At 75.3% G+C, this 13,246-nt stretch carries 13 protein-coding genes; 3 read left to right on the forward strand and 10 right to left on the reverse strand.

Features of this window, described 5'->3' with window-relative positions:
* Positions 1–23: 23 nt before the first annotated feature.
* The 3 genes from QSK00_RS00495 to QSK00_RS00505 all read right to left on the reverse strand — a co-directional run bounded on the left by QSK00_RS00495 (position 24) and on the right by QSK00_RS00505 (position 3,974).
* Complete coding sequence (locus tag QSK00_RS00495) at positions 24–953, reverse strand: carbohydrate kinase family protein (RefSeq protein ID WP_285586362.1); 930 nt, start codon at positions 951–953, stop codon at positions 24–26.
* Entirely contained in the window at positions 950–1,837 is an 888-nt protein-coding gene (locus QSK00_RS00500) for an aldose 1-epimerase family protein (RefSeq protein ID WP_285586364.1), read from the reverse strand. The genes QSK00_RS00495 and QSK00_RS00500 overlap by 4 nt, the downstream gene beginning before the upstream one ends.
* 358 nt (positions 1,838–2,195) lie before the next feature.
* Positions 2,196–3,974, reverse strand: a complete 1,779-nt coding sequence (locus QSK00_RS00505) for an ABC transporter ATP-binding protein (RefSeq protein ID WP_285586365.1) — start codon at positions 3,972–3,974, stop codon at positions 2,196–2,198.
* Positions 3,975–4,056: 82 nt separating this feature from the next.
* Between QSK00_RS00505 and QSK00_RS00510 the strand changes: the two genes are divergently transcribed.
* Entirely contained in the window at positions 4,057–4,485 is a 429-nt protein-coding gene (locus QSK00_RS00510) for a MarR family winged helix-turn-helix transcriptional regulator (protein ID WP_285586367.1), read from the forward strand.
* Here the strand turns inward: QSK00_RS00510 and QSK00_RS00515 are convergent.
* From QSK00_RS00515 to pdxH, 5 genes are all read right to left on the reverse strand, one after another.
* The gene (locus QSK00_RS00515) at positions 4,458–5,390 is read right to left on the reverse strand and encodes an aminoglycoside phosphotransferase family protein (protein ID WP_285586369.1); all 933 of its coding nucleotides are present in this window, start codon (positions 5,388–5,390) and stop codon (positions 4,458–4,460) included. The genes QSK00_RS00510 and QSK00_RS00515 overlap by 28 nt on opposite strands.
* 20 nt (positions 5,391–5,410) lie before the next feature.
* The gene (locus QSK00_RS00520) at positions 5,411–6,439 is read right to left on the reverse strand and encodes a sensor histidine kinase (protein WP_285586371.1); all 1,029 of its coding nucleotides are present in this window, start codon (positions 6,437–6,439) and stop codon (positions 5,411–5,413) included.
* Positions 6,440–6,464: 25 nt separating this feature from the next.
* A complete protein-coding gene (locus tag QSK00_RS00525; protein ID WP_285586373.1) occupies positions 6,465–7,769 on the reverse strand; it encodes an MFS transporter in 1,305 nt (434 codons plus the stop codon).
* A gap of 85 nt (positions 7,770–7,854) precedes the next feature.
* Positions 7,855–8,751, reverse strand: coding sequence for a hypothetical protein (locus tag QSK00_RS00530; protein WP_285586375.1), 897 nt, complete (start codon positions 8,749–8,751; stop codon positions 7,855–7,857).
* A gap of 57 nt (positions 8,752–8,808) precedes the next feature.
* Positions 8,809–9,456 (reverse strand): pyridoxamine 5'-phosphate oxidase, encoded by a 648-nt coding sequence (pdxH, locus tag QSK00_RS00535; RefSeq protein WP_285586377.1) that lies wholly within the window; start codon positions 9,454–9,456, stop codon positions 8,809–8,811.
* A 138-nt stretch (positions 9,457–9,594) separates the two neighbouring features.
* On the opposite strand from pdxH, the gene serC reads away from it, so the two are divergent.
* Together serC and sepH are read left to right on the forward strand one after the other, a co-directional pair.
* The gene (serC, locus tag QSK00_RS00540; protein WP_285586378.1) at positions 9,595–10,722 is read left to right on the forward strand and encodes a phosphoserine transaminase; all 1,128 of its coding nucleotides are present in this window, start codon (positions 9,595–9,597) and stop codon (positions 10,720–10,722) included.
* A gap of 109 nt (positions 10,723–10,831) precedes the next feature.
* Positions 10,832–11,776, forward strand: coding sequence for a septation protein SepH (gene sepH, locus QSK00_RS00545; protein WP_285586381.1), 945 nt, complete (start codon positions 10,832–10,834; stop codon positions 11,774–11,776).
* Here the strand turns inward: sepH and QSK00_RS00550 are convergent.
* Together QSK00_RS00550 and QSK00_RS00555 are read right to left on the reverse strand one after the other, a co-directional pair.
* Entirely contained in the window at positions 11,762–12,430 is a 669-nt protein-coding gene (locus tag QSK00_RS00550; protein WP_285586383.1) for a DUF2537 domain-containing protein, read from the reverse strand. The genes sepH and QSK00_RS00550 overlap by 15 nt on opposite strands.
* Complete coding sequence (locus QSK00_RS00555; RefSeq protein ID WP_285586389.1) at positions 12,427–13,245, reverse strand: TrmH family RNA methyltransferase; 819 nt, start codon at positions 13,243–13,245, stop codon at positions 12,427–12,429. Before QSK00_RS00555 ends, QSK00_RS00550 begins: the two co-directional genes overlap by 4 nt.
* Between the last annotated feature and the right edge of the window lies 1 nt (position 13,246).

Raw genomic sequence — 13,246 nt, forward strand, 5'->3', positions numbered from 1 at the left:
GCGGACACCGGCAGTGGAAAAGGTCACGCCCGGTTCGTGCCGGTCGCTCCGTCTCCTGCCACCTCGGCCCGGGTCGGCGGCTCCGCGCCCGCCCGCGAGCACGTCCAGCCCGCGACCCGCGCGGCGAAGGTGAGGGCGGCGTGCCAGTCGTCGGACGTCATCGCGGCGACCGCGGACCGGTCGAGCAGGCCGCGGTCGTGCAGGTGCGCCAGCAGCGCGGCGTGGACGGAGTCCCCCGCGCCGATCGTGTCCACCACGGGTCGGGAGGTGTCCGCGGGGACCTCGACCACCCCCGTCGTCGTGAACGCCCGGAGGCCCTCCGCGCCGCGGGTGACGACCACCGCGCCGGCGCCCGCCGCGAGCAGGTCCTCCGGCTCGCGACCCCACCACGCGGCGTCCTCGTCGGAGAGCTTGACCAGCCCCGCGACGGCCGCGATCGCGTCCAGCCGGGCCCGGACGGCCCGCGCGTCGCCGACCAGGGCCGGACGGATGTTCGGGTCGAGGCTGACGAACGTCCCCTCGGCCGCCGCGCGCCGGGCGAGCTCGGTGTACACCGAGGCGCCCGGCTCCAGCAGCAGGGAGAGGGTCCCGACGGCGAGCGCGGTCGCCCCGGTCGCGCCGGGATCGGCCACGAGCCGGTCGGCGGTGCCCTCGACGTGGAAGGAGTAGCGGGCGTGGCCGGACCCGTCGACGGTGACGACGGCGAGCGTGGTCGGCTCGTCGCCGCGCTGGACGAGCCCGGTCCGCACCCCGGAGTCGACGAGCCGCTCCAGCAGGGCGTCGCCGAACGCGTCGGTGGACAGGCGGGTCAGCATCGCGGTGGGCACCTCGAGGCGCCCGAGGCCGACCGCCACGTTGTAGGGCCCGCCGCCGAGGCGCGGGGCGAGCGGCGCCAGGTGCCCCGGCTCGACCGGCACCAGGTCGACGAGGGCCTCCCCTCCCGAGACGATCACCGGACCGCCTCCAGACCCCACCGGACGGTCCAGGTCGCCCCGGGCTGCAGGACGACGAGGTCGGTGCCGGAGTTGAGGGCGTCCGGCGGGCAGGTCATCGGCTCGACCGCCACGGCCTTGCCCTCCCGCCCGAACGGGCTGGCGGGGGTGAAGGCCTGGACCCAGCCGACGTTGCGGTCGCCCCAGAGGCGGGTCCCGGTGCCGTCGGGCGCCATCAGCTCGGCGAGCACGCCCGCGACGCCGGGGCGGACGCCGAAGCACGTGTCGAGCTCGAGGTCGGCGACGCGGCGGGGGCGGCGCAGCGACTCCTCGTCGGTGACGTCGCGGGCGGGGCCGGTCGGGATCTGCCGGTCGTCGACGTCGAGCACGGTGGCGGTGGGGACCTGCAGGGTGCAGTCGCCGCTGGGGTGGTCGCCGACGCGCAGGTAGGGGTGGGTCCCGACCCCGGCGGGCACGTCGGCGTCGCCGGTGTTGGTGAGGACGTGGGTGACGGTGAGGCCGGCCGGCTCGACGGCGTAGGTGGTCTCCACGTGCAGCGGCTGCGGCCAGCCGTGCGCGGCCGGCACGTCGATCGCCAGGGTGACGCCGTCGTCGGTGTGCTCGACGACGGTCCACGGCTGCTTGCGGACGAGGCCGTGGATGGCGTTGCCGTTCGCGGGCTCGGTGACGTCGAGCTCGTGGGTGGTGCCGGCCCAGTCGAACCGCGCCCCCGCGGTGCGGTTGGGCCACGGGATGAGCACGCAGCCCGCGCCCATCGGCGGGTCGCCGTCGTAGGTCTCGACGTGGTGCGCGCCGTCGACGGTGAACGCGCGCAACCCGGCTCCGACGCCGGTGACGGTCGCGTGCGCACCGCCCGCGCGGATCTCGAACTCGCTCGGCGCCATGGCGGCACCGTAGTGGGTCGCCCGGGCGGACGGGACGATCCACGCAACCGGTTGCCGTCCGGGCTGCCGCGAGGGGCACACCAGGCAGGCCCGCGCGCCTCTCGACCTGCTTCACGTGACCCTCGGCGACACCGGGACGGGCTCCCCGGCCGCCGCCGACCGCGAGGGGCACACCAGGCATGCCCGCGGCCGGTCGAGGCTGCCTGACGTGACCCTCGCGGCGGCCCGGCCGTCGACTCCGGACGTCGGTGGACCCGACGTCGGGTGGACGTCCTCGACGGACGCGCGGTCCGGGAGAGCGGCGTTCCTGCCACTGGCTGACAGCAACGACGCTTTCCTGCCATGGAGGAGGGGCCGGCTACGCCGCCGTCAGCTCGGCGTACCGGCCGTGCTCCGACACGAGGTCGGTGTGGGTGCCGGACTCGATCACGCGGCCGTGGTCGAGGACCGCGATCCGGTCGGCGTCGCGGACCGTCGAGAGGCGGTGGGCGATCGTCAGGGTGGTGCGGCCGACGGCGAGAGCGTCGAACGCCTCCTGGACGGCCCGTTCGGTCGCGGTGTCGAGCGCCGAGGTGGCCTCGTCGAGCACGAGGATCCGCGGGTTGCGGAGCAGGGTGCGGGCGATGGCCAGGCGCTGGCGCTCACCACCGGAGAAGCGGTGTCCGCGCGGCCCGACGACGGTGTCGTAGCCCTCGGACAGCGCCTCGATCACGTGGTGGACCTGGGCGGCACGGGTGGCGGCGAGGATCTCCTCGTCGGTCGCGTCGGGCTTGGCGTAGCGCAGGTTGTCCATGACGGTCGCGTGGAGCAGGTAGGTCTCCTGGCTGACGACGCCGACGATGGCGGCGAGGTCGTCCAGGCGCAGGTCGCGCAGGTCGACGCCGTCGATCGTGATGCGGCCGGCGTCGGGGTCGTGCAGGCGGGCGACCAGCGCGCCGAGCGTCGACTTGCCCGAACCGGTCTCCCCCACCAGCGCCAGGGTGGTCCCGGCGGGGATGTCGAGCGAGACGTCGTCCAGCGCCGGACGGTCGGAGCCGGGGTAGGTGAAGGTGACGCCCTCCAGCCGGAGGTCGCCGCGCGGCGTGGGCAGGTCCACCGGGTGCTCCGGCTCCTCGACCTCGATCCGCGTGTCCTGGTACTCGAAGATGCGGGCGAACAGCGCCAGCGAGGCCGACACCGACACCCCGACGTCGAGCAGGGAGGACAGCGGTCGGAAGACACCGGCCTGCAGCGAGGTGAACGCGACGAGCGTGCCGATGGACAGGGCTCCGGCGGTCCACGGCAGCCCGGCGCCGAGGTAGATCAGGGCGGGGATCGCCGCGAAGACGATCGACATCGTCGCCATGACCCAGCGGCCCGCCAGCTGCGAGCGCAGCTCGAGGTCGGTGAGGCGCAGTGACGAGTCGGTGAACCGGGAGACGAGCGCGTCGCCGGTGCCGAGCGTGCGGGAGAGGCGGACGCCGTCGATCGACAGGCCCTCCTCGATGGTGACGTTGAGGTCGGCGAGCTCGCGCTGGCGCTGCGCGGTGATGGTGCGCCGCAGCCGGGCGACGCGCCGCGAGAGCAGCACGGCCGGGGGCAGCACCAGCAGCGTCACGAGCGAGAGCTGCCAGGACAGGGCGACCATCGCGACCCCGGAGGCGATCACCGTCGTCAGGTTGGCGGCGATGGACGTGGCGGTGGAGGTGACGACGGACTGCATGCCGCCGATGTCGTTGGTGATCCGCGACTGCACCTCGCCGGTGCGGGTGCGGGTGAAGAAACCGAGCGACAGGCGCTGCAGGTGGGAGAACACGTCGGTGCGCAGCGTGTGCATGACGCGCTGGCCGATCTTCGTGGAGATCCAGGTCTGGACGACGCCGAACGCGGCGGTCACGGCGGCGACCACGACCATCCCGACGACGAGCCACACCAGCAGCCGCAGGTCGCGCTGCGGCAGCGCGACGTCGATGACCTCGCGCAGCAGGAACGGCTGGGCCAGCCCGACGATCGACGACGCGACGATCACGGCGACGACGACGGCCAGGGACCAGCGGTAGGGGGCGAACAGCCGGGCGATCCGGCGCAGCGAGACCTGCTTGGCCTGCTCGCGGTCGCGGCGACGCTGTTCAGCGGAGACTTCGGAAGGGCGGGGCAAGAAGCGCCTCCTGGGATCGTGGGACTTTGCTGAGGTTACCTCATGATGAGGCTACAACAGCATTCCGCGCTAGGGTGTTCCCGTGGAGCACGACGAACCCACCTCCGTGAGCGACCTGTTCTGGGCCGTGGCCCGCCGCCTGCGCCACACCTCCCGCGAGACCCTCGCGCCGTGGGACGTGAACCCCTCCCAGTTGCGCGCCCTCGGCGTGCTGATGCGCCACGGGTCCGCCCGCCCGGGGGCGCTCGCGAAGCACCTCGGGATCGCACCGCGCAGCGCGACCGAGGTGGTCGACGCCCTGGAGGAACGCGGCCTCGTGCAGCGCGAGACCGATCCCGACGACCGCCGCGCCACCCTCGTCGTCGTCACCGACCAGGGCCGGGAGCTGGGCCGCGCGGTCCGGGCGGCGCGTGCCGCCGAGGCCGACCGGGTGTTCGAGGGCCTCCCGGACAGCGACCGGACGGAGCTGGAACGGCTGCTGCGTCAGGTGCTGGAGCGGCTCGACGCCTGAGCTCGCCACGTCCCGACCAGCGGGACGATGCCGTCCACCAGCTCCGCCGGCGCCCGGTCGGCGAGCCCGAGGCAGCACACGACCTGCAGCCAGCGGGCCGACTCACACAGGGCGAGCAGCTCCCGGTCGGCGGGACGACCGCCGCGCAGGACGGTGGCCTGGTCGTAGCCCGACGCGAGGCCGGTCAGCGCCAGGTCCCACTCGATCGGCCCGAGACACGCGTGCTCGAGGTCGGTGACGACGGGTCCGTCCGTGGTCGTGAGGACGTTGTGCGTGGGCGCGTCGCCATGGATCGGCTGGATCGCCGCGTGCGGGAAGGCCGCCGCGAACCGTTCGGGCGAGCCGAACACCGCGTCGATCCGCGCGTGCTCACGGCGCGCCAGCGCGAGGTCGTCCGGGGACAGCAGCTCGGGGTGCCCGACGAGGAGGTCGAGCATCTCGGGCTCCCAGTCGTCCCAGAAGACCAGGAAGGGCAGGTCCACCTCGACCGCGCGGAGCGCCCTGTGCAGGTCGGCGACGTAGCCGGCCGGATCGTCCAGCTCCGCGTCCACCGTCTCCACGAACTCCCACGCCGTCATGACGAGGCCGTCGCGCTCCAGCGGGACCGCGGGCAGCAGCGGCGAGGGACCTGTCGTCGGGAACCCGGCCTCGCGCAGCGCGACGGAGACCGCGAGCTCGTTCCGTCGCTCCGCGAGGGTGCGCGCCGGATCCGCCTGCCGGGATGGCGGCAGCACCGTCGGAATCCGCATGACGACAGGCGCGGGCGCGAGGTGCACGACGACGGAGAAGAGGTCGTGCAGGACGACCGGCGCCTCGACGTGGATGCCGTGCTCGCCCGCGAGCGCGTGCGCCGCGGCCACCGCCCGCTCGGTCCGCGCGGCCCGTGCCGCCTCGTCGATCGCCACGCGACCACGCTCCCACGACGTCAGGTCGGGACCGGCAACCGTCCGTCCACGGTGAACTCGCCGCCGTCGCGTTCGGCGAGCACCGACCCGTCGGCGGCGTCGAAGCGGTCACCGAGGGCCTCGAAGTCCTCCGGGTCGGGGTCGTCCGTGGCGCCGTCGTGCGTGACGACGATCCGGGCCTCGGCGCCGCGGCGGACGATCGTGACGTGGCACGTGGTGGCGTCCGTGTGGCGCGCCGCGTGCCCGACCGCGACCTGCAGGAGCGCCGCGAACAGGGTGTCGACCTCCTCGGGCAGGTCCACGTCCTCGCCCAGCACCGACAGGTCGACCCCGGCGGCGGCGAGCTCGGCGCGCGCGGTGCCCAGCCCGACGGCCAGCGCCGGCCGGTCGGGTGGGTCGGCCGCCGGCTCCTCGTCCGGCTCCCCCGGCTCCTCGGGGGCCGGCTTCTCCTCCGGTTCCTCGTCCGCCTTCTCGTCCTCCGCGACCACCGGGGCCTCGGGCGGCGAGCCCTCGACCAGGGGGTCCCCGGCCACCCGGTCCACCGTCCGGACCGGCGTCAGCGCCCACAGCCGCGTCAGGCCGTGGACCACCAGGCCCGTGACGAGCGTGCCGACGGCGGAGGTGAGGACCGCCAGCCACGACGCGCCCGCGAGCGCCACGAGCACGCCGACCGACACGACCACCACCGCGAGACCGGCGAGCCCGGCCCGCGGCGGCAGCAGGACGAGCAGGCTCCCCGCGAGGAACCCGGCGAACCCGATCCACCCCACGCTCAGCGCGACGACGGGTACGTAGACGAGGCAGGCGAGCGCGAGCAGCGCGAGGGCGGTCCCCTCCCGGCTGCGCCGGACGCCCGGGCGGCTGACGTACCCGAGCTGGACGGCGACGACGCCGAGTGTGAGCACCGCGCCCAGCAGCACCCCGACGACGTTCAGCCCCGGCGCGACCGCGGCGTAGGCGAGCAGCGCGTACCCGACGAGGACGGTGCCGACGAGGACGGTGCCGACGAGCGCGGTACCGGAGCGGTCGGACGCGGTCGGGGTCGTCACCCGGCGGAGGGTACGGCCCCGGCCGCTACGCCTGGCTCGCCGGAGCGTCCGACGGCGCGCCCGCGACCGGCGCCCGGTAGCGCCAGAACGCCGGGAAGGCGAGGACCACCGCGAGCATCCCGACGACGACGGCAGCTCCACCGAGTGCCGTGGCGGGGCCGGTCCCGATCGCGTCGGCGGCCCAGCCGTGCCACAGATCGGCGACCCGCGGTCCACCCGCCACGACCACCACGAAGACGCCCTGCATCCGGCCGCGCATCTCGTCGGTGGCGACGGTCTGCAGCATCGTCGACCGGAACACCGAGCTGACCAGGTCCGCCGCTCCGGCGGCCGCGAGGAGCAGCACCGCGAGCCAGAGGATCGAGGTGAGGCCGGCCAGGCCGACGCCGACCCCCCACAGGCACACCGCGATCGTCACCGCGACGCCCTGGCGCGCGATGCCGTGCAGCCGCCCGGAGAGCAGGCCGCCCAGCGCGGCGCCGCCGGCGATCGACGCCGACAGCAGCCCGTAGGCGGGCCCACCGCCGTAGGTCTCGACGGCCGCCTCCGGGAACACCGCGCGCGGCATCCCGAAGCTCATCGCCACGAGGTCGGCGAGGAAGCTGACCAGGAGCACCTTGGACATCGCGGCGTACCGGAAGCCGTCGACCACCGACCGCAGCCCGGCGCTCGTCCGGATCGCGTGCAGCACCCCGCGGAGCCCGCCCTCGGCGTCGTCCGCGACGGGCAGACGGGGGAGCCGGTAGGCCGCCCAGATCGAGACGGTCAGGCAGACCGTGTCGACGAGGTAGAGCACGCCGACGTCGATGAACGCCAGGGCGACCCCGCCGACCAGCGGGCCGGCGAAGGCCCCCAGCTGCTGGACGGTGAACCACAGCGTGTTGGCCGCGGGCAGCTGGTCGAGCGGCAGGATGCGTGGCAGGACGGCGGACCGGGTCGGTTGGTTCACCGCGAGGCACGCGGTCTGCACCGCGAAGATCACCAGGACCGTCCACGGCCCCCCGATGTGGGTCAGGGCGCTCACCCCGAGCAGCGCCGAGGTCACCGCGATCCCGACGCCGGAGACCACGAGCAGCATCCGGCGGTCCACGGCGTCGGCGATCGCGCCGCCCCAGAGGCCGAACACCACGAGGGGGACCAGGCCGAACAGACCGGTCAGCCCCACCCAGGCCGACGAACCCGTCATCTCGTAGAGCTGGAACGGCACCGCGACCACGGTCAGCTGGGCACCGACGACGGTCACCACACCGGCCGTCCAGAGCCGACGGAAGGCAGGCGTCCTCAGCGGGGTCGTGTCGGCGAGCAGGCCGCGCCGTGGTCGTTCGCTCACCGAACGATCGTAAGCACCGATCTCAGGTGGTCATGGTGCGAGCCCCCCACGACGAGCGAATCCGACACCCCGCCCCGCGGCGATGTCACCGATCGACGTCCGGCCCGTCCCGGCTGCGCGATCCCGCCGCTCCGGGACCACCCGGCAGGCGTGGGCCCCGGCCGCCGACGACCACCGGCCTGCCGAACCGGTCCCGCGCCGAGCCACGCCGCGCTGCCTCCGGAGGACCGGTCGCCGTCCCGGGAGCCCGTCGACGCCGTGGTGGACGGGACGGGTCGCCGGCCGGACCTCGCGCCGGTCCCCTCGACCCGCGAGCACCGGCACCGGCCGGTGCAGGCGCAGTCGGACGCGACCGCTTCGCGCCGCCCGGGCTGCCCGGCCTCCCGGGTCGGGACGCCGACGGCCGCGACCCGCTCGGCGAGGAGCCGGGCCGTCCGGCTGCACGGCGGGCAGGTTCACCCCGACGACCTGCCCGGACGGACGACGCGGGAGAAGACCGGCGACCGCGACCCCGGCCGCCGATGCCGCCACGGTGCCGGACGCCACCGGGCTCGTCGGGCTCCGGCGGCGCGTCCTGCTGCCCGACCGGAGGCTCGTGCGCCTCGGCGTCCGCACCCGGGTCGGCGAGGTGCGAGAGCGCCTCGCCCAGGGCCTCGAACGGCCGGTCGACGAGCCGGCGCGCCTGCTCGGGCGTCGCTCCCGTGACCACGAGGCGCACCTCCACCGGGGCGGGCGCGGCGGCCGCAGCGTCCATCTCGGCCGCCAGCCACGGTTCGTCGCACAACGCGCCCCACGTGGCCGGGGACAGCACCTGCGCCGCGAGGTCGTGGGCCACGTCCACGAGGTCCTGCGTCGAGGCGGTCCGCGCGACGTGGACCAGGAGGCGCTCGACCTCGGCCGTCGGCCGTCCGTCCGCGGCGAACGCCCGCAGCGTCGACCCGACGATCACCGACCGGGCCTCGTCGAACACCAGTTCGTCCATGTCCCGCAGGCTAGCGGCGACCCCCGACAATCACGCCGCACCGCCGGGTCGCGACCGTCACGGCGCCAGGCGCTCGACCACCCAGTCGCCGCGGGCGGGGTTGAAGCGGAAGCGCAGCCGGTCGTGCAGGCGGGAGGTGCGGCCCTGCCAGAACTCGACGTGGGTCGGGAGCAGGCGCCACCCGCCCCAGTGCGGCGGCGGCGGGACGTCCTGCCCCTCGAACCGGGCCTCCACCGTCGCGAAGAGGTCCTCCAGCGTCTGCCGGTCGCGCACGGTCGCCGACTGCGGGGAGGCCCACGCCCCGAGCTGCGAGGTGCGGGGACGACCGGCCCAGTACTCGGCGGTCTCCTCCTTGCCGAGCAGCTCCACGGTGCCGATCACGGTCGCCTGCCGCTGCAGCCCGTACCAGGGGAAGGTCACCGACGCCTGCCGCGTCTGGCGCAGCTGGTGGGACTTCTCCGACGTGTAGTTGGTGAAGAACGTGACCCCGCGGGCGTCGATGTCCTTCGCCAGCACGGTGCGGCTGGTCACCCGGTACTCGTCGTCGACCGTCGCGAGCACCATCGCGTTCGGGTCGGGCAGCCCCGCCTCGCGGGCCTCCCCCAGCCACGCGGACAGCTGCTCGTGCCACGTCGACGCGAGATCGTTCACCTCGAGTTCGCCGGCGCGGTAGTCGACACGCAGGTCCGCGATCGGTGCGTTCACCCGGCCACGGTAAGCAGCGGCGGCCGTCGTCGGGAACCCCGTGAGAGATGGGACAAATCGCAGACCGGCCGGTTCCCCCGGTCGGGGCGGGCGCGATTTGTCGGGACAGCCGGCCGGTGTGCTTGCGAGGATGCCCCGGTGACCGCTGAATCAGTGACGATCCCGGCCGAGCTCCTCCCCGCCGACGGACGCTTCGGGTGCGGGCCCTCCAAGGTCCGCCCCGAGCAGCTGCAGGCGGTGGCCGACGCGGCACACGTCATGGGCACCTCCCACCGCCAGAAGCCGGTGAAGGACCTGGTCGCGCGCATCCGGTCGGGCCTCGGCACGCTGTTCGACCTGCCGGAGGGCTACGAGGTCGTCCTCGGCAACGGCGGGTCCACCGCGTTCTGGGACGCCGCGGCCGTCGGCCTGATCCGGGAGCGCTCCCTGCACCTGACCTACGGCGAGTTCTCCTCGAAGTTCGCCGGCGTCGCGAAGGGCGCGCCGTTCCTCGCCGACCCGGTCGTCGTCTCCAGCGACCCGGGCACCGCGCCGGAGCCGCGCTCCGACGACTCGGTCGACCTCATCGGCTGGGCGCACAACGAGACCTCCACCGGGGTCGCCGTGCCGGTCGCCCGCCCGGCGGGCAGCGAGGGGAAGCTCGTGGCGATCGACGCGACCTCGGGGGCGGGCGGTCTCCCGGTCGACGTGTCGCAGGCCGACGTCTACTACTTCGCGCCGCAGAAGGGGTTCGCCTCCGACGGCGGCCTCTGGATCGCGCTGATGAGCCCCGCCGCCCTGCAGCGCGTCGACGAGATCGCCGGGACCGACCGGTGGATCCCGGAGTTCCTGTCGCTGCCGACCGCGATCGACAACTCGCGCAAGGACCAGACCTACAACACGCCCGCCGTCGCGACGCTGATCATGATGGCCGACCAGGTCGAGTGGATGAACTCTTCCGGCGGGATGGCGTGGACGACCGGGCGGACCCGGGACTCGAGCGACCGGCTCTACTCGTGGGCGGAGAAGTCGAGCTACGCGACGCCCTTCGTGGCCGAGCCCGCGCACCGCTCCCAGGTGGTCGGCACGATCGACTTCGCCGACGAGGTCGACGCGGCGGCGGTGGCGAAGGTCCTCCGCGCGCACGGGGTCGTCGACACCGAGCCCTACCGCAAGCTGGGGCGCAACCAGCTGCGGATCGGCATGTTCCCGGCGGTCGACCCGGACGACGTGTCGAAGCTGACCGAGTGCATCGACCACGTGGTGGGCGCGCTCGGCAGCGCGTGACCGAGCTCGACCCGGTCGGGGTGGAACGGTCGGCGCGCCTCCCTCGACCGGGGCAGGCGCTCGCCTAGCGTCGTCGAGGGACGTGCAGGGCTAACCGGGGAGGCCGATCATGCGCGAACTCCGGGTCGTGGGCCTGGGTGACGACACGTCGACGGTGATCCTCGAGGATCCGATCCGCCACGAGCGGTTCACCATCCCCTCCGACGAGCGGCTCCGGGCCGCCGCGCGGGGCGACGTGCGGCGGCTGGGCCAGATGGAGATCGAGACGACGTCGCCGCTGCGGCCGCGGGACATCCAGGCGCGGATCCGCAGCGGGGAGACGGTCGCCGACCTGGCGTCCGGAGCGGGGGTCCCGGCCGCGCACGTCGAGCGGTTCGCCTACCCGGTGCTGCTCGAGCGGGCCCGGGTCGCGGAGATCGCGCGGCGGGCGCACCACGTGCCGCCGGAGGGACCCGCCGACCCGCGCACGCTCGGCGAGACGATCAACGCGGTGCTCTCCGGCCGCGGGCAGGACGCGTCCGACGCCACGTGGGACGCGTGGAAGGGCGAGGACGGGCGCTGGGTCGTGGCCATGTCGTGGCGCACCGGCCACTCCGACCACCTCGCCCACTGGACCTACACCCCCGGGGCGTCCGGGGGGGCCGTCCAGCCGCGCGACGAGTCGGCGCGCGACGTCATGGGTCTGGCCCCCGCGCCCGGACCGCGACGCGCGGACGGCAGCGCCGCCCGACCCGCCGTCGGGAACCCGGAGAGCTCCGAGGAGCAGGAACAGCCGGAGCAGCAGGAGGAGTCCGCCGTCGCCGTCGGCGGGGGTCCCGCCCCACGCCCGAACGCCGCCACTCGGCCTCCCGGTGGGTCCCGGAGCCGTGGCTCGCGCGCGGTCCCCGACCAGCGGGCCCCGGAGCGGCCCCGCTCGGCGCGCCCGCGGGAGACCCCGCGCACCGACCCGGGTCGTGACGACGGCGGAGGGGGGCCGAAGGGGCGGCAGAAGTCGCACCCGATCGTCCCCTCGTGGGAGGACGTCCTGCTCGGGGTGCGCTCACCCCGCGGCTGAGGCCGCGACCAGCAACGGCACCACCGCCAGGCCCATCCCGACGAAGGACCCCCACACCGCCCACCGCCAGGTGGGCACCGTGCGGTTGAGCCACAGGGCGGGCACGAGCCCGGCGACGACCACCAGGTCGATGAGCACCCCGAACCAGCCGAGCCCGGCGACGAGCGGCAGCGCGAGGGTCAGGTTCGCCGCCAGCACGAGACCCGCGACGATCGCCGCGAGGGTCAGGCCGGTCGCCCACGGCGTGGGCTCGGTGAAGACGGTGGAGACGGTCCCGGGGAGCCGCCGACCCCGACGCCGGGCCGGGAGCGGCACCGCGGGCAGGCGCGGCGCCGTGGCCACCGCCCGCAACGGGATGCGCAGGCCGCTGACCGGGTCCCGGTAGTCGACCGGGCGCCGCAGCACCACCGACACCCGCGCGGCGAGGTGCCGCCCCGTGCGGCTGACGCGGACGCCCTCCGAGGAGCGCGGGCCCGCCCCCGAGCGCTCCCACGCATCGGCGGCGCGCGCCCAGTCGTCGAGGTCCGCCACGAGGTCGGGCGGGAGGTCCGCCCCCGGCGCGTAGTGCCCCCAGCCCTCGTCCGCGGCCGCCCCGACGGGGTGGCCGCCGACCAGGGCGCGCCCACGACGGGCCCCGACCTCGAGGAGGCTCACGCGACCCCCGCGCCGCCGACGGCGTGGAAGGCGACCGCGCCCGCCGTCGCGACGTTGAGCGAGTCGACGCCGGGCACCATCGGGATCCGCACCCGGTGGTCGGCCAGGGCGAGGGCCTCGTCGGAGAGCCCCGGTCCCTCCGCGCCGAGGAGCAGCGCGACGCGGTCCGCGCCCGCGAGGGCGGCGGGCGCGACGTCCCCGGCCGGTGTCAGGGCCCCGAGGACGAAGCCGCGGGCGCGCAGGGCGGCCGTCAGCTCCGGCCAGGAACCCGCCGTGAACGGCACCCGCAGCACGTGACCCATCGACACGCGGACGCTGCGCCGGTAGAGCGGATCCGCGCACCCCGGGGCCAGCAGGACGGCGTCCACGCCGAGCGCGGCGGCGTTGCGGAACAGCGAGCCGAGGTTCTCGTGGTCGTTGACCCCCTCCAGCACCGCGACCCGGCTGGCCGTGGCCAGCAGGCCGTCGAGGTCGGGGGCCGGGGCACGGTCGGCGCTCGCGAGGACGCCACGGTTGAGGTGGAAGCCGACGACGTCGGCCATGGTGCCGGCGTCGGCGACGAACGCGGTGACGTCGAGCGGCGCCAGCTCGGGCTCCAGCTCGGCGATCCGCCGCGGGACGCCGAGCAGGGCCCGCGGCGGGTACGGCGAGGCGAGCAGGCGCCGCACCACGACCGTGCCCTCGGCCAGCACGAGCCCCCGCCCGCCGGGGCGGTCGGGACGCCGGTCGGCGCGGGAGAGATCGCGGAAGTCGTCCAGGAGCGGAGCCGGTGGGTCCGGGTCCCCCGCCCCGTCGAGCTCCACGATCCGCGCCACG

This window comes from Actinomycetospora sp. NBRC 106378 (assembly GCF_030269685.1).
In the GTDB taxonomy this organism is placed as follows: Bacteria; Actinomycetota; Actinomycetes; order Mycobacteriales; family Pseudonocardiaceae; genus Actinomycetospora.